This is a genomic window from Serratia sp. OS31 (genome assembly GCF_014164835.1).
In the GTDB taxonomy this organism is placed as follows: domain Bacteria; phylum Pseudomonadota; class Gammaproteobacteria; order Enterobacterales; family Enterobacteriaceae; genus Serratia; species Serratia liquefaciens_A.
The window spans coordinates 85,933-104,092 of the sequence record NZ_JACJFQ010000016.1 but is presented as its reverse complement, the minus strand read 5'-3'; the positions used below and the strand labels follow the sequence as shown (position 1 = coordinate 104,092).

The 18,160-nt window shown below is 55.4% G+C and carries 15 protein-coding genes and 1 riboswitch; of the genes, 11 read left to right on the top strand and 4 right to left on the bottom strand.

The window, feature by feature from the left end; genetic code table 11:
- The first annotated feature begins 1 nt into the window (after position 1).
- From H5P17_RS14975 to H5P17_RS14945, 7 genes are all read left to right on the top strand, one after another.
- The gene (locus H5P17_RS14975) at positions 2–1,666 is read left to right on the top strand and encodes an ABC transporter substrate-binding protein (protein ID WP_182823718.1); all 1,665 of its coding nucleotides are present in this window, start codon (positions 2–4) and stop codon (positions 1,664–1,666) included.
- A gap of 146 nt (positions 1,667–1,812) precedes the next feature.
- Positions 1,813–1,986, top strand: a riboswitch (M-box (ykoK) riboswitch).
- Between the two features lie 72 nt (positions 1,987–2,058).
- The gene (locus H5P17_RS14970) at positions 2,059–3,081 is read left to right on the top strand and encodes a magnesium transporter (RefSeq protein WP_370570042.1); all 1,023 of its coding nucleotides are present in this window, start codon (positions 2,059–2,061) and stop codon (positions 3,079–3,081) included.
- A gap of 142 nt (positions 3,082–3,223) precedes the next feature.
- Complete coding sequence (gene mgtS, locus H5P17_RS14965; protein ID WP_156033825.1) at positions 3,224–3,316, top strand: protein MgtS; 93 nt, start codon at positions 3,224–3,226, stop codon at positions 3,314–3,316.
- 111 nt (positions 3,317–3,427) lie between these two features.
- Complete coding sequence (locus H5P17_RS14960; protein ID WP_020827000.1) at positions 3,428–3,607, top strand: hypothetical protein; 180 nt, start codon at positions 3,428–3,430, stop codon at positions 3,605–3,607.
- A 26-nt stretch (positions 3,608–3,633) separates the two neighbouring features.
- Positions 3,634–5,010 carry a cation diffusion facilitator family transporter gene (locus tag H5P17_RS14955; RefSeq protein ID WP_182823715.1) on the top strand — a complete coding sequence of 459 codons (1,377 nt, stop codon included), beginning with the start codon at positions 3,634–3,636 and terminating at the stop codon, positions 5,008–5,010.
- A 228-nt stretch (positions 5,011–5,238) separates the two neighbouring features.
- Positions 5,239–8,343 carry an efflux RND transporter permease subunit gene (locus H5P17_RS14950; protein WP_182823713.1) on the top strand — a complete coding sequence of 1,035 codons (3,105 nt, stop codon included), beginning with the start codon at positions 5,239–5,241 and terminating at the stop codon, positions 8,341–8,343.
- Between the two features lie 41 nt (positions 8,344–8,384).
- On the top strand, positions 8,385–9,032 hold the full coding sequence (locus H5P17_RS14945) for a TetR/AcrR family transcriptional regulator (protein WP_182823711.1): 648 nt from the start codon (positions 8,385–8,387) through the stop codon (positions 9,030–9,032).
- A gap of 51 nt (positions 9,033–9,083) precedes the next feature.
- On the opposite strand, the gene H5P17_RS14940 is transcribed toward H5P17_RS14945, so the two are convergent.
- Positions 9,084–10,811, bottom strand: coding sequence for an ABC-F family ATP-binding cassette domain-containing protein (locus tag H5P17_RS14940; protein WP_182823710.1), 1,728 nt, complete (start codon positions 10,809–10,811; stop codon positions 9,084–9,086).
- A 491-nt stretch (positions 10,812–11,302) separates the two neighbouring features.
- Between H5P17_RS14940 and H5P17_RS14935 the strand changes: the two genes are divergently transcribed.
- Positions 11,303–13,729, top strand: a complete 2,427-nt coding sequence (locus H5P17_RS14935; protein ID WP_182823708.1) for a DUF3772 domain-containing protein — start codon at positions 11,303–11,305, stop codon at positions 13,727–13,729.
- 5 nt (positions 13,730–13,734) lie between these two features.
- On the opposite strand, the gene H5P17_RS14930 is transcribed toward H5P17_RS14935, so the two are convergent.
- A complete protein-coding gene (locus tag H5P17_RS14930) occupies positions 13,735–14,232 on the bottom strand; it encodes a DUF2938 domain-containing protein (protein WP_044551351.1) in 498 nt (165 codons plus the stop codon).
- A 100-nt stretch (positions 14,233–14,332) separates the two neighbouring features.
- Between H5P17_RS14930 and H5P17_RS14925 the strand changes: the two genes are divergently transcribed.
- The gene (locus H5P17_RS14925; RefSeq protein WP_044551349.1) at positions 14,333–14,998 is read left to right on the top strand and encodes a metalloregulator ArsR/SmtB family transcription factor; all 666 of its coding nucleotides are present in this window, start codon (positions 14,333–14,335) and stop codon (positions 14,996–14,998) included.
- Between the two features lie 21 nt (positions 14,999–15,019).
- On the opposite strand, the gene H5P17_RS14920 is transcribed toward H5P17_RS14925, so the two are convergent.
- Positions 15,020–15,193, bottom strand: coding sequence for a hypothetical protein (locus tag H5P17_RS14920; protein ID WP_182823706.1), 174 nt, complete (start codon positions 15,191–15,193; stop codon positions 15,020–15,022).
- A 327-nt stretch (positions 15,194–15,520) separates the two neighbouring features.
- On the opposite strand from H5P17_RS14920, the gene H5P17_RS14915 reads away from it, so the two are divergent.
- Positions 15,521–15,790 (top strand): PTS transporter subunit EIIB, encoded by a 270-nt coding sequence (locus tag H5P17_RS14915; RefSeq protein ID WP_122079431.1) that lies wholly within the window; start codon positions 15,521–15,523, stop codon positions 15,788–15,790.
- On the opposite strand, the gene H5P17_RS14910 is transcribed toward H5P17_RS14915, so the two are convergent.
- Positions 15,791–16,726: a LysR family transcriptional regulator gene (locus H5P17_RS14910; protein ID WP_044551345.1), complete on the bottom strand. Its 936-nt coding sequence runs from the start codon at positions 16,724–16,726 to the stop codon at positions 15,791–15,793.
- 123 nt (positions 16,727–16,849) lie between these two features.
- Between H5P17_RS14910 and H5P17_RS14905 the strand changes: the two genes are divergently transcribed.
- A complete protein-coding gene (locus H5P17_RS14905; RefSeq protein ID WP_182823704.1) occupies positions 16,850–18,115 on the top strand; it encodes an ABC transporter substrate-binding protein in 1,266 nt (421 codons plus the stop codon).
- Positions 18,116–18,160 lie beyond the last annotated feature (45 nt).

The following is an 18,160-nucleotide window of genomic DNA, read 5'->3' as shown; positions in this document are numbered from 1 at the left end:
GATGAATATAGGCGTCGACAAAACACTATTAAGGGATAACGACGTGACATATTCATTCAAGCTTAAGGGATTGGCTGGTCTAATCATCTTGTCTTTACAGGCTGGCGCGGCGGTGCAGGCTGCCGAGGTGCCTGCCGGGGTTCAGCTGGCCGCTAAACAGGAGCTGGTGCGGGCCAATGGTTATGAGCCAGCCACGCTGGATCCGAACCTGGCGGAAAGCAACGTGGAGTTTTATATCTTCAATGACCTGTTTGAAGGGCTGCTGCGGGTGGGTAAAAATGGCGAGGTGATCCCTGCATTGGCCACGAAGTGGGAAAATCAGGGCACCGTCTGGACCTTCCATTTGCGTCCGGAAGCAAAATGGTCAAATGGCGATCCGGTGACCGCCGATGACTTCGTCTTTAGCTGGCGTCGCTTGACCGATCCCAAAACCGCTTCACCTTACGGCAGCTATCTGGCGTCGGCCTATGTATTGAATGCGGCGGAAATTAACGCCGGCAGCAAACCGCCGACCGAGCTGGGCGTGAAAGCGCTGGATGCCCATACCCTGCAGGTGACGCTGGCCGAGCCTAACTCTTATCTGCTTAAACAACTGGTGCATTTCCCGGTGCTGCCGGTAAATCGGAAAGTGGTGGAGCAATACGGCAAAAACTGGACTCAACCGCAAAACTTCGTGGGTAACGGCGCTTTCAAACTGGCGCAGTGGGTGGTGAATGAAAAAGTGGTGGTGGAGCGCAATACCCAGTATTGGGATAACGCCCATACGGTGCTCAATAAGGTGACATTCCTGCCGCTGCAAGGGTTCCCTGAAGTGGCACGTTTCCGCGCCGGTGAGATAGAGTTGGGTTACAGCGCGCCGCCAGAATTATATCAACAGCTGAAAAAAAGCCTGGGCGATGAGCAATTGGTGACTTATCCGCTGTTGTCGACCAGCTACTTTGCCTTTAATAACCGGCAGCCACCCTTTAACGATGTGCGGGTGCGTCAGGCGCTGAATCTGGCGCTGGATAAACAGGTCATTGCCGGCAAGGTCTTGGGCTATGGGCAACAGCCGGCCTGGACCTTTACCCCAACCGGCGCCGGCGGCTTCAGTTTGCAGCCCGGCGTTGCGGCGGGGTGGTCGCAAGAACAACGCATTGCCCAAGCGAAAAAACTGTTGGCGGAAGCCGGTTTTAACGCGCAGCACCCACTGCGTTTCACCCTGTTGTACAGCAACGATGCCACCATCAAGAAAATTGTGATCGCCGGCAGTGCGATGTGGAAAAAGAATCTGGGGGCAGAGGTCACTTTGCAAAATCAGGAGCGCAAGGTGGTGTTGGACAACATCAACAATGGACAATACAGCGTGGCCTTCAGCCGTTGGTTGGCGGATTACAACGATCCTTCCACTTTCTTGAACGTTTTCCGCTCTACCAGCAGCGAGAACTCGGCCAAATATGCCAATGAGCATTACGATCGGCTGCTGCACCAGGCCACCGCGGCGCAAAGCCCGGAGCAGGTGCAGCAGCACTTCCAACAGGCAGAAGATGTGCTGGCGGTGGATACGCCAGTGGCACCGGTTTACTACGAGGCTAACGCCACGTTGGTCAAACCCTATGTGAAAGGCATCGACTTTACCCGCCAGGGGCCGTTGTACGACAAAAACGTGTATATCCTCGCGCATTGACGATAAATAATGTGGGTTAGGATTGTTCCGGCCCACGTTTTATTATTTTTACCGAAAATGTTTTTTCTAAATGTTTCATCAACGGCAAGTCAGATTTTTGCCCATCGATTAAAAACCCTGCCTATACTGCCCCCCGTAGTTTATATGCAGTATCTCGTTTGGCGAGGCTCCTATACAAACACAGGTTACTGATCTGACGACATCGAGAGATGCCCAAGGTTAAGACAGGCTTTATCGGATTAAGGTTCAGCCCAAAGTAACTTCTGATTAACACATCAGATACGTTGTATAGTGCTAAAACCTGGACGCGGAGATAGGCTTTCTGCACTCCCTCTGTGGTTAACGCCCCTATGCGATTCGCTGTTGAAGTTTAAACAGAAATAGGGACTAACATAATGAAGTTACATCAAAATTACCTCTCCCCGGCGCTGGCCCATGCTGAAACTCAAGACGAGTCTTTGGTTGCAAGCTATATGAACGCCGATTTTATTACCGTTCCCGGCAATATGACGGTCAGTAAAGCCAAGGAATATTTTCTTTCTCAGTTAAAAACGGATGAAATTCCCGCACAGCTGTTTGTCACTGCTGACGACTATCATCTGCGTGGCACGCTGTCGGTAAAAAAATTATTGCAGTGTGAAGAAGAGGATAAACCCGTTGGCGTGATGATCAATCACAGCTATTTCCAGGTCTCTCCCGATGACGATCGTAATGATGTCGCCCATTTATTGGGCAAGGGCGGGCTGGACGTAGTGCCGGTGGTGGTGAATAAAACGCTGGTGGGCGTGCTGGGGGAAAAAGAAATTGCCCGGCTGATTGAAGATGAAAATACCGAAGATGCGCAGCGCCAGGGCGCCAGCCTGCCGCTGGACAAGCCCTACCTGGAGACCAGCCCCTGGGCTTTATGGCGCAAGCGTTCGGTATGGTTACTGATGCTGTTTGTCGCGGAGGCTTATACCGGCAATGTGTTAAAGGCATTTGAAGATCAGTTGGAAGCGGCGATCGCGCTGGCGTTCTTCATTCCGTTGCTGATCGGTACCGGCGGTAACAGCGGCACCCAAATCACCTCTACACTGGTTCGCGCCATGGCGCTGGGAGAGGTCAGCCTGCGTAACCTCGGCGCGGTGATGCGCAAAGAGGTGTCCACCTCGCTGCTGATAGCCGTGACCATCGGCGTCGCCGCCTGGGTGCGCGCCTGGATCATGGGCGTAGGCATGGACGTGACCCTGGTGGTCAGCCTGTCGTTGGTGGCGATTACCGTCTGGAGCGCCATTGTTTCATCCATTATCCCGATGCTGCTCAAGCGCTTGGGCATTGACCCGGCGGTGGTGTCGGCGCCGTTTATCGCCACCTTTATTGACGGTACCGGCCTGATTATTTACTTCAAAATTGCCCAGCACGTGTTGGGAATATAAAAGGCTCTCCGCTCCGTGCCGCTGACGGGGCGGAAATTAACTCACATTATACAGGAGGTCCGTAAATATCCATGAGCACTAACCTAATCTGCTTTTTAATTAAAGAGGTTTTTATCGATAACAATTAACCGAGGAAGAAATAATGGGAAATATGACATTTTTTGTAGGATTCCTGTGCATCATCAGTTCATTGGGCCTGTTAGCCGCCTATATGAGCTCTAAATGGGATGACTAATGAACGCTGAAGACTCGCCTGGAGGCATCCTCCCTGAAGTGATTTATTTACTACGGGGAGGATGCGATTAAACTCTGACCGCTAAATGCGGCTTGATGGAGTATAACGATAATGATTATTTCTATTCTTGGCCTTCTCTACGCCATTTTGATGATTGCTGTGGGTGTGAATGAGATTTATTTTTATTCAACCGGAAAATCAGAATTTCTGTCTAGTTTAATGCTGACATTCTCGGGTAGTATGCTGCTGGTTGCTTTTGCCTGGCAATACTCGACTAAAATAAAGAAATGAATGCCCCTTTGAATGTGAGCCGTAATATGCAAAATGAAAAACAATCCGTTGCCAGAAATTCCATGATAGCCAGCGGGCTATTGGCGACCGGGAAATTTATTGCCGGCATTTTTACCGGCAGTATTGGTCTTATTTCTGAAGGGATCCACTCTTTCACCGATTTTATCGCCACCAGCATTACCTGGCTGGCGGTGCGCATCAGCGACAAACCTGCTGATGACGACCATCATTTTGGCCACGGCAAGGTCGAAAACCTGGCGGCGCTGTTTGAAGTGCTGTTGCTGCTGGGCGCCGCGGGCTGGATTGTTTACGAGGCCGGCAAAAGCTTGCTTGGGGAGGCGCATGAAATCGTCGCTGCCCCGGTGGTGATTGCGGTGCTGTTGATCTCTATTGGGGTCGATTTTTTCCGCGTCAGGGCGTTGAACCGCGTGGCAAAGGCTACCGACAGCGCGGCGCTGGAGGCTGATGCGCTACATTTCTTTTCCGATATGCTGGCTTCCGCCGTGGTGCTGTTGGGCATGGTGTTCGTTATGTTGGGCTTCAACCGCGCAGATGCTATCGCGGCGTTGATCGTCGCCTGTTTTATCGTCATCGCGGCGCTGAAATTGGGTAAACGTTCATTCGATTCGCTGATGGATACTGCGCCTGCCGGCACCAAGGAAGAGATCGGCGCTTTGCTCGATACCTTCCCGGCTATTCTGGCTACCGAGAATATTCGCATCCGTAACGCCGGTACCATGCTGTTCATTGAGGTTACCGTCGCCGTGTGCCGCACGTTGCCGCTGGAACGCATCAACGCGCTGAAAAAGTCTATTGCTGAACGTCTGGAACAGCAGTACGCCAATGCCGAGGCTACGGTGATTGCCAACCCGCAAACCCGCAGCGATGAAGACATGGCGACGCGCATTCGGGTGATCGCCGCCAACCACGGGGCGGTGGTGCAAAATTTGGCGCTGCAGCAACTGCCTGAACGCATGTCGATCAGCCTGGATCTGGCGGTGCCTGCCAGTGCCAGCGTGGCGCAAGCGCACGATATCGCCAGTGAGATTGAAACCTTGCTGCGAGAGGCGATTGGCGAGAAGACTGAAATCGAAACCCATCTGGAGCCCCAGACGCACCACTGGATTGCCAGCGAAGATGTTGCGCCGGACGAATTGACCCACATTCGCCAGATCTTGCAGGCAGCGGTGGAAAACGGTGAGATGGTGCAGGACGTACACAACATTCGTGCGCGCAAAACCGCGGATGGCATTATCGTCAATTTTCATTGTCGGGTTTCTCCGGCGGCCTCCATTGTGTCGGCTCACGCGGCGGTGGACAGCATCGAACGCCAGCTACGCGCACTGTATCCCACGGTTACGCGGGCAGTCGGGCATGTAGAACCTATCAAGCCCGGCGTCTAAGTTCACAGGGTGGCCCGTCGTGCGGCCACCCGATCCCAACTTCTTTCATGCAATACGGATAAAACCGGATCGATTCGTTCGCTTGTTTCCTTAGTTTATTTACTTTACTGTAAAGTAAATAAACTAAGGCGAGTCGCGAGGATCCCAATGAAAATCGACCCAAAGCCAGCGGGCCATCTGTGCATATCGATGTGCCATGTCCCCTTCATTCAGAGAGGAGGGTAAGCGATGCTGGCGCATTTCTTTGTATTTCGACCAGTATTCGCCGCCGTGTTGGCTATTTGCATTATGGCGGCGGGTGTTTTGGCATTGCTGACGCTGCCGGTGGAGCAGTATCCGGATATTGCTCCGCCCGGCGTTACCGTTACCGCCAACTATCCTGGGGCCGCGGCCAAAACGGTAGAGGACAGCGTGACTCAGGTGATCGAACAGCAAATCAAGGGGATCGATGGCCTGCTGTACTTCTCCTCGACCAGCAGTTCTGCCGGGCAGGCGCGCATCAGCCTGAGTTTCGACCAACAGACCGATCCGGATATCGCCCAGGTTCAGGTACAAAATGCGGTTAATCAGGCTAACTCGCGGCTGCCGCAGGAAGTGCAACAGCAGGGCATTACCGTCACCAAGTCTCAGGGAGACAGCCTGATGGTGGTGGCGCTGTACGATACCAGTGGGCGTATGGACAACGTTGATATCAACGACTTTCTGGTCAGTTCACTGCAGGATCCGCTGAGCAGGGTCGACGGCGTGGGCGAAACGACGGTATTCGGCGCGCAATATGCGATGCGCATTTGGCTGGATCCTTTACGTTTGACCAGTTACGGCCTGATGCCGTCCGACGTTCAGGCGGCGGTAGAGGCGCAAAATGCCCAGGTGACCAGCGGCGAGCTGGGGTCGCTGCCGACAGAGCCCGGCCAGGCCATGAATGCGACCGTCACCGCGCAGTCGAGACTGCAAACGCCCGAGCAGTTCAGCAACATCATTTTACGCACCAACACCGATGGTTCCGCCGTGTATTTACGGGATGTCGCTCGGGTGGAAATTGGTGCAGAGAATTATCAGAACCAAACCCGGCTGAATGGTTACCCGGCGGCCGGGATTTCCATTCAGTTGGCCTCGGGCGCAAACGCGCTGGCGGTGGCGGAAAGTGTGCGGGCTGAGGTTGAACGCATGAGCCCCCAGTTTCCCGCCGGATTAAAAGTGGCTTACCCACGCGACAGCACGCCCTTTGTCACGGTGTCCATTGAGGGCGTAGTGCAGACGCTGATCGAGGCCATTATCCTGGTGGTGGTGGTGATGTATCTGTTCTTGCAGAACTGGCGAGCCACGCTGATCCCGGCGATCACCGTACCGGTGGTGCTGTTGGGGACCTTCGGCATTTTGGCGCTGCTGGGCTACAGCATCAATACCCTGACGTTATTTGCCATGGTGTTAGCTATCGGTCTGTTAGTGGATGACGCGATAGTGGTGGTCGAAAACGTGGAAAGGGTCATGGAGGAGGAAGGATTGCCCCCTCAGGAGGCAACGCTGCGCTCGATGGGTGAGATCAACAGCGCGCTGATTGGCATCGCTCTGGTGCTGTCCGCGGTGTTTATTCCGATGGCTTTTTTGGGCGGTTCGACCGGCATTATTTATCGTCAGTTTTCCATCACTATCGTTTCATCCATGGTGCTGTCCGTACTGGTGGCATTGACGCTGACGCCGGCATTATGCGCCGGTTTGCTTCGCCCAAGCGGTCACGGCAAACGGGGATGGTTTTTCACCCGCTTTAACCGCACGGTTGATCGCAGTCAGCAGGGTTACAGCCGTTGGCTGACGCATATTTTGGCACGCAAAGGGTTTTATAGCCTGGTCGCACTGCTGATTACCGGCCTGATGGCATGGCAATATATCCGCATGCCTACGGGTTTTTTACCGGTAGAGGATCAGGGGTCAGTCATGGTGCAGTTCTCCATGCCGCCCGGCACCCCAATGGCGAAAACCCAGGAAGCCGCCGACGCCATTGCCGACTACTTTATGACCGAAGAAAAAGAAAACCTGAGCGTGATCTTTATGGTGGTCGGACGCAACAATGCCGGCAGCGGGCAGAATGTCGGTATGGCATTTGCGGAGTTAAAAAATTGGGATTTGCGCGACGGCAGTGAAAATACGGCACAGGCGATCATTGCTCGCGCCAATCAGCACTTTAAAGGCAGCCGTGATGTGCAAGTCAACGTACTGTCACCGCCGGCGGTACGTGGCCTGGGGCAGTCCAGCGGTTTTGAGCTCTGGCTGCAGGATCAAAGCAATGCCGGTCACGATGCATTGCAGTTGGCGCAGCAGCAGGTGATTGCCGCGGCGAACGATGACCCATTATTGACGGCGGTGCGGGTAAACGGTCTGGAAGACAAAGCGCAGCTTCAGGTGGATATCGATCAGCAGAAGGCCAGTGCGCAAGGGCTACAGCAGTCGGACATTAACGACACGCTGTCTGCTGCCTGGGGCGGGGCTTACATTAATGATTTTATCGACCGCGGCCGGGTGAAGCGCGTTTACATGCAGGGGGATTCCTCCTCGCGCTCGGCACCTGATGACATCAATCAGTGGTTCGTTCGCGGCAGCAGCGGCAGCATGGCTTCATTTGCGAGCTTCGCTACCACACGCTGGCTTTCCGGGCCGCAAATGCTGCAACGCTTTAACGGACTTTCGGCGACGCAGCTGCAAGGGGCGGCGGTGCTGGGCGAAAGTTCTGGCACGGCGATGACCCAGATGCAAAACATTATCCAGGACGTCGCCGGGTTTGGCCTTGAGTGGAGCGGGTTGTCCTACCAGGAGCAGGTGGCCGCGGGGCAAACGTTGTGGGTGTATCTGGCCTCCGTGATGTTTATTTTTCTGTGCCTGGCGGCACTGTATGAAAGCTGGTCAATCCCCCTCGCGGTGATGCTGATTATTCCCTTGGGCATTGTGGGTGCGGTGGTCGCTACGCGGCTGGCCGGTTACGAAAACGACATTTATTTCCAGGTCGGTATGCTGACCACGATCGGCCTCTCCGCCAAAAACGCCATCCTGATTATTGAATTTGCCGAGTCGCAGATGAAGTCTGGGCAAGCCCTGTTGGCGGCGACTTTGGAGGGGGCGCGTCTGCGTTTGCGGCCGATTGTGATGACGTCGCTGGCCTTCGTCGCCGGGGTGATCCCACTGGCACTTTCGGTGGGGGCCGGAGCCTCCAGCCGGCGTGAGATAGGGATTGCGGTGATCGGCGGCATGATTTCTGGCACACTGTTGGCCTTGTTATTTGTACCGCTGTTTTTTGTGCTGGTGAAACAAGGGCTGGCACGATTGAAAAGCAAAAAATAATCCTTTCGACATGATCTTTGCGTGGCAGGAGTGAATTCACCATGAATAACCGGCAACCGGGGCGTCCGATGAAGGCCAAACCGCGTATTTTGGCCACTGCCAGCGAGCTGTTTCTGACTCAGGGATTGGACATTTCGCTGGATATGATTGCCACCGAGGCCGGAACCACCAGGCAAACGCTGTACAACCATTTCCCGGGAAAAGATGCGCTGGTACTGGAGACCTTCAGCTACATGAAGGAGATGATGCAGCCACCGCTGAATGCCATTATGGCCGGAGATACGCAGGATCTTTCGCTGGTGCTGGGGCGTTTCGCTGCGGTGGTGCAGGATCATTTTTACCAAAAGAAAAACATTCATTTCCAGCGGCTGTTGATCCAACTGTTGCAGCAACGGCCGGAATTGTACGCCACGCTGCAACAGCGCGAGTCCGGGCGGGTGCTGCAGGGACTGGTCGCCTTATTGCAGCGTGCGCAGCAACGGGGCCAACTGACGCTGGGCAATGTCGAATTGCAGGCGCAGGCTTTTTTGGGTGCGGTGATGGGGTATGGGCTTCCTGCTGCGCTGTTGTCTGACGAACTGCCGGACAAAGCCGAGTTGCAACAGCTGGCCGACGTCGCTGTGGCTCTTTTTCTGCGTGGTTGGGGCTATCACAATGAAGTGCCAACAGAGAATGACAGCGCCCGGTGAGGCCTCTGATTCAGGCAGATTAAAAGGCCGCCCGCAGGCGGCCTGTAAAGGTTAGTCCAAATTTAACTGTGCGGTAAGGCTCGCGATTTCACTCCGCCATTGCTGCTGCAGCTGTACTTTTTGATGCTTGGGTTTACGCGCCAGATCTTCTTGCAGTTTGCTTTCCAGTTCAAACAGCGCGGCCAACAGCCGCTCCTCGTCCGCATGCTGCAATTCACAACTGGCAGGCTGCTCGGGCGAGGTGGTCATTGGCGTGGCCTCCGGCGCTTGTGCCAATCGGTCGTAGACCGGCTCCAGATCCTGCCACTCTTCCAGCCGTTGCTGGTCAATCAACCAGAAGCGGTTACAGCTATTTTCGATCAGCATTCGGTCGTGGGTGACCAGCATCACTGCGCCTTCAAACTGACGCAGGGTCTCGGCCAGCTCCTCTTTGCCTTCCATATCCAGGTGGTTGGTCGGCTCGTCGAGCAATAACAGAGAGTAGTTGGCCAGCGTCAGCCCGACAAACAGCAGGCGCGAACGCTCGCCGCCGCTGAGGGTGCTGATGCGTTGCTGATGGCGCAGGTAAGGGAATCCGGCACCGATCAGCGCCATTTTCCGCTGTTCCTCGGTCAGCGGCGCGAAATGCGACAGCACCTCGCTCAGCGTGTCGTCGTCACGCAGTTGCTGCAGGCTCTGATCGTAATAGCCGATGCGGACTCGCGGGTGGAACACGGCTTCTCGATGGCTTGCATCCTGATACTCACGCCACAGATGATGTAGCAGCGAAGATTTGCCACAGCCGTTACGCCCGACGATGGCGATGCGATCCCCGCTTTTGACCCGCAACGATGCCAGCCTGAAGAGAACCGGAGCCTCCGCCGCCGGGCGCACGTCCAGCTGCGGCAAGGCCAGCAGGCGATCGGCATCCAGCGCCTCGCCCTTTAACCTGAGCCGCCATTGGCTGCCTGCGCTCAGCGTGGTTTGCTCTTCTTTCAGCCGATCAACGCGTTTTTCCATTTGTTTGGCCTTGCGAGCCAGGTCTTCGTTATCGTAAACCCGGCCCCACACGGCCAGCCGCTGGGCGCTTTTCGCCACCCGGTCGATCTCTTTCTGTTCCGCCTGACGGCGATGTGCATCCGCCTCATCCTGTTCCTCCAGCGCCTTGCGTGCGGCGGTACAGGGCAGGCGGAAAAACTGCAGGGTCTTATCGCGCAGGATCCAGGTGCAGTTGGTGACCTGATCCAACAGGTGACGATCGTGGGATACCAGCACGAAGCTGCCGGACCAGTTTTGCAGAAATCGCTCCAGCCACAGCAGCGTGGGCAAGTCCAGGTGATTGCTCGGCTCATCAAGCAGCAGCAGGTCGGGTTGGCGAATCAACGCGCGCGCCAACAGCAAGCGCGTATGTTGACCGCCGCTCAGTGTGCCTGCGGTCAGCGTCCATGACTCAGGCGCAAAGCCCAGGCTGCTTAGCAGCACCTCGCCTTGCCAGCTTTCACTGACACGTTGATTTTCGGGTAACCGCGCCAATACCGCATCCAGCAGGCTACAGTCATGCAGCGCTTCGGGCAGGTGTTGTTCTACCCGCGCCATCAGACACTGGTTGGAAGGGGTTACGCTGCCGGCGCTGGCGGGCAGATCGCCACTGAGGATTTTAAGCAGGGTGCTTTTACCGCAGCCGTTGTGGCCGATTAAACCAATGCGATCGCCTTTCTTCAGGCTGAAGGAAACCTCAACCAGCAGAGGGCCGAAATTGTTGTCGTAGCCGACAGATAATGCAGAAAGTAGTGTGCTCATTGCTTACTCAAGAGTTACAGGCATGCATATGCCTATCGTCAAACATCGCTGACGACAACCCGGTAAGCCGGAGGGAAGGGACTTAAATTTTAGTAAGCTTCGCTCAAGCCTGGGTTATCGCAGCACGATACCGGTAATGCTTGAGCAGCGGCAATTACTATAGAAGTGTGAGTAAAAAAACAATTCACACATCGGCATAGTAATCCTCCTTTTATAACGTTGGTTGATGAATGAGCTGAGTATAGGGAGCTTTGCCGGGTTGCGCTACTGCAAATTATTCAGCTTTTCAGCGCCGTAACCGATGAAAACGCGCCGTGAGGATAGCGGCTCGCCTGAGTGCAAGAATAATCGTGCTGAATGGGAGTAATACTGATATTTAAGCGGAGATTAAGCAGTTATCATAATCTCAGTTTATGATTAGCCAGGCGGATTGGTGACTACCGGCCCGCCTGTTTCGTTTGTCTATCATGTAAAGGCTGAGCCCCGAATTTATGTTAAAGCCCCGTCAAATTATTCTTTTCCTGTTCCTGCTGTTTGGCTTGCAGTTGGCGCCGCTGACCAGCGTCGCCGCACAGGATGATCCCCCGGTAGCCGAAAGCCAGGTGGATCCTGCGACCGCGCTGAAAAACTACCAGAAGCAGTTGGACAGCATCAAACAGCAGGTTTCCAAAGCCAGTAGCGATACCCAGCTCAGTAAGCTGAAATTGACCACTGACGATCTGGCCGCCAAGCTGGAAAAACTCGCGGCCGACTTGCAACCGGCGCAAGAGAAGCTACAGGCGCAGTTGGATGTGCTCGGTCCGCAACCGGCTGCCGGGGCGTTGGCGGAAACCGCAGCGGTGGTGCAGCAACGTAATGCGCTCAATAACAGCAAGAAGCAGCTCGACGAGGCGGTTCAACGCGCACAGGCGATGAGAGCTGGCGTGCTCGATCTGGGGCAACAAATCAGTGATTTACGTCGCGTCGCGTTCAAAAGCCAACTGGCGTTGAACACTGGTAGCGTGCTGGGTACCAAATTTTGGTCGCCGGTGGTAAAACCTGCCGATGATGACGTGCAGCGCCTGAATCAGTTCGGTGCCGCGATGCAACAGGCGTGGGACACCAGCTGGCAGGAAGATGTGCGCTACGGGACTTTGGGGCTGCTGATGCTGGCGGTGGCTATCTGGTCCTGGGGACGCTATTTTTCTGAACGTTTCCTGGCCTGGGTGAGCATCCGTTTTCTTCCGGATGGGCGTTTACGCCGCAGTTTTATGGCGATCATGACCGTCACCGTGACGGTTGTTACCACCAGCATCGCGTTGAACCTGCTGTTCCTCACCTTCACTCGCGTACAGCCTTTACCGGTGATGCTGGAAGACTTCGCCGAGAGTTTTTATCAGTTGGGGATCTTCTGCGCGCTGATTGCCGGACTGGGGCGTGCAACGCTGTCACTTAATCGTCCCTCGTGGCGCCTTGGTACCCTGGATAATGCGGTTGCCTCAGGTTTACGCTATTTCTCACCGCTGCTGGCCGGGTTGGCATTGGCATTTGGGACGGTAGAACTGATCAATAATGCCGTCAGCGCCAGTTTGAGCACCACCATTTTCGGTAACGGTCTGGTTGCCGGCTTGATTGGCATGGTATTGCTGGCGATGCCGCTGCGCTCTCAGCGTATCCGCCGTCGGCTGGAACAGCAGGGCGAACACGTTGAGAAGCGTTCCACCCTCAGTGGCATACTGCATATGAGCACCCTGGTTTGCTCAACGGTGATCTTGCTCTCGCTGCTGGTGGGGTATATCGCTTTCGCCCGTTTCTTGACCTATCAGGTGATTTGGATCGCGCTGGTGTTAATGGCGTTCTATTTTCTGGTGCTGTTCGCCACTGACCTGTGCGGCGCCATCTTCTCGCCGCAGACCGCCAGCGGCAAGATGCTTAAGAAGTCGCTTAATTTTAAGGATCGTCACCTGGAGCAGATGGCGATCATCTTCACCGCCATCGCCAAGTGCTCACTGCTGTTATTGATGATTGTCTCGCTGTTTAACGGCTCGTTTGGCACCACTACGCCCAACTCGCTGTTGGAAAAAATCATCGCCATTCTTAGCGGCGAAGGGCTGAAACAACTGAACATTGTGCCCGGTAACCTGATCAATGCGGTGATTTGCCTGGCCATTGGCATCTACATTCTGCGAGTTACCCAGCGCTGGTTAAGCCAGGAGCTGCTGCCTAAGACCATTTCAGACATCGGGATCCGCGCGTCGTTGGTGACGCTGTTCAGCAACGTGGGCTATGTGTTGTTGATCCTGATTACCCTGGCGGCGCTGGGCATCCAGTGGAACAATCTGGCCTGGATCGTCAGCGCCTTGTCGGTTGGTATCGGTTTTGGTTTGCAGGAAATCGTGAAGAACTTTATTTCCGGTTTGATTTTGCTGACCGAACGCCCGGTGAAAGTCGGCGATATGATCGGTATCGGCGGTGTGGAGGGGGACGTGCGCCGTATCAATGTGCGCGCCACCGAGATCCAGCTTAGCGACCGCTCGACGATGATCGTACCTAACTCTCAACTCATCTCACAAAACGTGCGTAATGCCACCATGGGCAATGCGCAAGGGGTGGTGACCATCGCGTTGACCTTCCCGACGGATATCGATCCGGAGCAGGTTCGCAACATCCTGCTCAGCGCTTATCAGGAATATGAAGCCATTCTGGATGCCCCGGCGCCCTATGTTCGCTTCAGCCAGCTCGGCCCGGAGGGCATTATCCTCAGCGTGACCGGTTATGTCGCCAGCCCGCGCATGGTCGGCTCCACCAAGAGCGAACTGTTGTTCAATATTCTCAAATTACTGCGGGCGCACCGTGTCAGCATGTCCAGCCCGCAGGAAGTGGTGTTTATGAAACAGCAGGCGAAAAATCTGGCCAACGAAGAAGAGCAATCTTCTTAATTCGGCTACCACAGCCCGGCGCAAAGGAAGGCGCTGAGGTAAAGGCCCGCGCCGAACACGGCGTGGGTCATCAGGCTGCGCAACCGTGCTACCGGCGGGTTAGGCGTTTTGCTGGCCGCGACACCGGCACCCATGCCGGGCTGCATCAGGAAAAAGGGCGCGCAGACGCTGACCAGACCGAACGCCAATGCCGGTAACAGCGTAGGGTGGCGTAGCCAGTCTTGCCCGCAGAGTGCCAGCAGCAGTGCGGCGAACAGAACCCCTATAGCGTAATGGGCCCCCCAGCCGATCGGCTTTTCGAAGCGCACCTGCGCTGCCTGCCCAATGTTGCCATGCCTAAAACGGCCGCGCGGAAAATGTCCGATCCAGCGGCCCACCATCGCGTAGTTTAGCGAAGGGATGCCAAACACTCGCTTGAGCAACAACCCCCAAAGATCCATTACCAGGGTGGCTCCGGCGCCAATCGTTAACGATGCCACGATAAACTCCATTCCGTTATTCACTGTCTATTTTCCTTGTCTTGGGGCGTAGTCGATTATTCATGGTATTTTTTATATACTATCATTCAATTGATTTATTGAATGATGAAAGAGGACGGATGGAATGTCAACCAAGGATAACGATCCTCAGCCGCAGTTGTTTGCCGAGTTGGCGGAATTGGCACGCAGCTTGGGGAACGCGCATCGGCTGATGTTGCTGGAGCATATTGCCCAGGGTGAGCGAGCGGTGGAGCGGCTGGCGGCACTTGCCGGGCTGACGATCGCCAATGCTTCGCAGCACCTGCAACACTTGAAACGTAGTGGGTTTGTGCAGAGCCGACGGGAAGGCAAACAGGTCCTGTATCGTCTCGGTGATGGCCCGGTGTTAACCCTGCTGTCGGCACTGCGTCAGTATGCGGAACATAACCGAGCGGAAATCCGCGCGCTGGTGACGGACAGCCTGCAGCAGCCTGAGGCGTTAGAGGCTATCTCGCGTGAAGAGTTGCTGTCGCGGATGGAGGAAAACGGCGTAATTTTGCTCGACGTACGCCCGCATGAAGAGTATGCGCTGGGGCATTTGCCAGGCGCATTGAACATTCCGTTGGAAGAACTTGAGCGTCGGTTAGCCGAATTGCCCAAAGATCGTGAAGTGGTCGCCTATTGTCGCGGTCCTTACTGCGTGCTTTCGGTTAACGCCGTGGTCGCCCTACGCGCCAAAGGTCGCGAAGCCCGCAGGCTGGAAGAGGGGTTTCCAGACTGGAAAGCGGCGGGCCTGCGCATAGAGATCTGATCGCGGCCCGCCTTGCTGGCGTTAGTGCATAGCCGGTACGACAGACTGCGAACAGTCGCTGTTGGCGCTGGCGGAAGTGTTGTTGCAGGTTTGCGGGTCATTATGTACCGGCGGGGGTGGCACGTCCTGTGGGCCACCTCTGCCAATACAGCCGGAAAGCACAAAAATCAGCAGCGCAGGAATTATCGCTTTCATTTCATACTCCTTCAGTCACGCTACTGTCGGTTTCGGGGCGCAGCCACAGGCTTCAGACCTTCGCGCCAGTCATGATGTACAGCAGCAGAAAAACGATCAGTAATGATATAACGATAGCCCAGATTAATCGGTTCATCTGCGGTCCCTGATAATTCTATGATCCAAGGACCCACCATAACGCCGATGACGGCAGGGTGACATCATTGATCGGTGTTTTCTCGCACGCCATAGATTCCCTCTATATTGCCGTGGGTGAAACCAATTTCACTTCGGCCTGCCGACGGCTCTATGCTGTTGTTGCATAGGCAATCTTTTTCTGGAGGCACAATGGAAACACATCAGCTTGCGGCGTCGGTGCTGGCCGCCTTTGGCGGAGCGGAAAACCTGACCAAAATACGTTACTGCGCCAGCCGTATCAGGGTGGAACTGCGCGATGCCGGGCGGCTGGATCGACCAGCTATCGATGGCCTGACCGGGGTCAAAGCGCTGCTGGAGGTCGACACGCCACGCCTGACGACCGAATATCAGCTGGTGGTGGGGCCGGGCAATGCCCGACCGCTGTACCAGGCGCTGGTGGCGCTGACCGGCGAGAGGTAACTACGACAACAGCGGGCGGATCTGTTCCAGGTGTTGCTGCATCAAGGTTTGCATCTGCACCACATGGGGGGCATCCGCTTTTTCGCGCATCAAATAAATACCGACGGTGCAACGTGGTCCTGGCTGGACCAGCTGCAGGGGTTCAATGCCGTAATCCGCAAAATAGCCTGCCATACAGGAAGGATAGCTCAGCAGTACCGCATCGGAATCGTTAATCATGTCCACAGCCGACATCATGGAATTGGTCGAACAAATCACCCGCTCCGCCAGATGCAGGCGGTTTCGCGCCAGCTTTTTCGGTTGCATATCTTCCACCATATGATGGTAACGACTCTCATCCGGGGTCAGCTCAACGCAGGGATAGTCCAGCAGCGCATCCGGCCCCACGCTTTGCCCTAGCAGCGGATGTCCGCGCCGGACGAACATACTGTCGGTGGTGCCAAAAAGCGGCAGAAAGCTGATGCCTGCTTTGGGGTTCAGCCCCTGAATTTCATGGCCGATAAACAAGTCGATATCTCCGCCCAACAGCAGGTCCATCAGGCGCAGGTGGTTGCCCAGATCGATATGGATATTCACCATCGGGTGCAGCTTGCGATAGGCATTGAAGCTGTCGCGCACAAACATATACCACCAGGCGTGGCCGGTGCCCATGCGCAGACTCTGCTCCTGACGGGCCTTGATAAATGCCAGTTTGATCAGCGTATTGTCGTAAATACGCTGCATCATTTGTGCCTGCTCCAACAGCAGATCGCCGTATTCGGTGGTTTTCACTCCGGTTGAGGTGCGCTCCAGCAGCTGTACCCCCAAATTCTCTTCCAGCTTCTTCATGTTGTGGGTCAGCGTCGGCTGGCTCAGGCAAAGTTTGTTTGCTGCATGACTCACATTTTTGAACATTGCCACTTCGATAAACTGCCGCAGAATTTTGTCCACGATCATATTTTCCACTGGTGGTATAGAAAGTTTCTATATCGTAGCGGTGAAAAACGATTTCCGCCAATGACCCGCCTTCGATAGCTTGCTCCTATGCCGGTATTCCCAGCCGCCACCAGAGAGGATGCAATGAGAAGATTGATACCGAGTATGGTTGCCGCCGCACTGGCGTTGATGTCCGGCCAAGTATGGGCCGACACGTTGCGCATGCAATGCGCGCCCAGCAAAGAAGGGCGCCAGTATTGCAACGAGATCAAACAGCGCTTCGAGGCTCAGACTGGTCATACCCTGGAGTTTATCGATCTGCCTCCTGCCTCCGATGAGAAGCTGTCGCTGTTCCAGCAACTGTTTGCCGCCAAAGACGCCAGCGCCATCGATCTGTTTCAGGCCGACACGGTGTGGATCGGCGTGCTGAATAAGCACCTGTTGGATCTGACCGACAGCGTGAGCGACATCAAACAGGATTTTTTCCCGGCAGCCTGGCAAAACAACGTGGTAAACGGCCGGGTCAAAGCGGTGCCCGCCTATCTGGACAGCGGTGCGCTGTACTACCGCAAGGACCTGCTGGAGAAATACGGTGAACAACCGCCGGAGACCTGGGCCGATCTGACCCGTATCGCCACCCGCATCCAGCAAGATGAACGTGCCGGCGGCCACAAAAACTTTTGGGGGCTGGTGTTTCAGGGAAAATCTTATGAGGGGCTGACCTGCAACGCCCTGGAGTGGGTGGCTTCGCAAAACGGCGGCAGTTTTATCGATGTTCAGGGCAATATCACCATTAACAACCCGCAGGCGGCGCAGGCGCTGAATATGGCCGCCGGGTGGATTGGCAAAATCACGCCGAAAGGCACCCTTGGTTACATGGAAGAAGAGTCGCGGGCGGTATTCCAAAACGGCGATGCGTTGTTTATGCGCAATTGGCCCTACGCCTATGTATTAGCGCAGGACAGCAGCAGTGCGATCCGCGGCAAGGTCGGCGTTATGCCGCTACCGAAAGGGGCTGACGGCCATTCGGTCAGCGCGTTGGGCGGTTGGCAGTGGGCGATCAACGGCTATACCAAACACCCCGAGGCGGCCATCGCGCTGCTGAAAATCGTCAGCGATGCCGAATCGCAAAAAAGGGCGCTGGCGTTATTGGGTCAGGCTCCTTCGCGCACCGCGCTGTACGACGATCCGCAAGTATTGGCGCAGGCGCCTTATTTGGCAGACTTCAAGGGCATATTCGCGCAGGCCATGCCGCGCCCGGCCACTCAAACCAAACGGCAATACGCGCAGGTCTCCCGAGCCATCTACAACGCCACCTTTAACGTATTGCGCGGAGACAGTGACGGTGTCACGGCCGTGGCGGATTTACAGCAGCGACTGGAACGGATCAAAGCCAGAGGATGGCGCTGAAAGCGCAAGGCCGAGTTATCTCCCCATTAACCGCCGGAGTCTGAT

What these genes read in the sequence shown, in the direction of transcription:
- H5P17_RS14975 (WP_182823718.1), top strand. Translation starts at nt 2, where the DNA reads ATGAATATAGGCGTCGACAAAACACTATTAAGGGATAACGACGTGACA.
- mgtS (WP_156033825.1), top strand. Translation starts at nt 3,224, where the DNA reads ATGGGAAATATGACATTTTTTGTAGGATTCCTGTGCATCATCAGTTCA.
- H5P17_RS14960 (WP_020827000.1), top strand. Translation starts at nt 3,428, where the DNA reads ATGATTATTTCTATTCTTGGCCTTCTCTACGCCATTTTGATGATTGCT.
- H5P17_RS14955 (WP_182823715.1), top strand. Translation starts at nt 3,634, where the DNA reads ATGCAAAATGAAAAACAATCCGTTGCCAGAAATTCCATGATAGCCAGC.
- H5P17_RS14950 (WP_182823713.1), top strand. Translation starts at nt 5,239, where the DNA reads ATGCTGGCGCATTTCTTTGTATTTCGACCAGTATTCGCCGCCGTGTTG.
- H5P17_RS14945 (WP_182823711.1), top strand. Translation starts at nt 8,385, where the DNA reads ATGAATAACCGGCAACCGGGGCGTCCGATGAAGGCCAAACCGCGTATT.
- H5P17_RS14940 (WP_182823710.1), bottom strand. Translation starts at nt 10,811, where the DNA reads ATGAGCACACTACTTTCTGCATTATCTGTCGGCTACGACAACAATTTC.
- H5P17_RS14935 (WP_182823708.1), top strand. Translation starts at nt 11,303, where the DNA reads ATGTTAAAGCCCCGTCAAATTATTCTTTTCCTGTTCCTGCTGTTTGGC.
- H5P17_RS14925 (WP_044551349.1), top strand. Translation starts at nt 14,333, where the DNA reads ATGTCAACCAAGGATAACGATCCTCAGCCGCAGTTGTTTGCCGAGTTG.
- H5P17_RS14920 (WP_182823706.1), bottom strand. Translation starts at nt 15,193, where the DNA reads ATGAAAGCGATAATTCCTGCGCTGCTGATTTTTGTGCTTTCCGGCTGT.
- H5P17_RS14915 (WP_122079431.1), top strand. Translation starts at nt 15,521, where the DNA reads ATGGAAACACATCAGCTTGCGGCGTCGGTGCTGGCCGCCTTTGGCGGA.
- H5P17_RS14910 (WP_044551345.1), bottom strand. Translation starts at nt 16,726, where the DNA reads ATGATCGTGGACAAAATTCTGCGGCAGTTTATCGAAGTGGCAATGTTC.
- H5P17_RS14905 (WP_182823704.1), top strand. Translation starts at nt 16,850, where the DNA reads ATGAGAAGATTGATACCGAGTATGGTTGCCGCCGCACTGGCGTTGATG.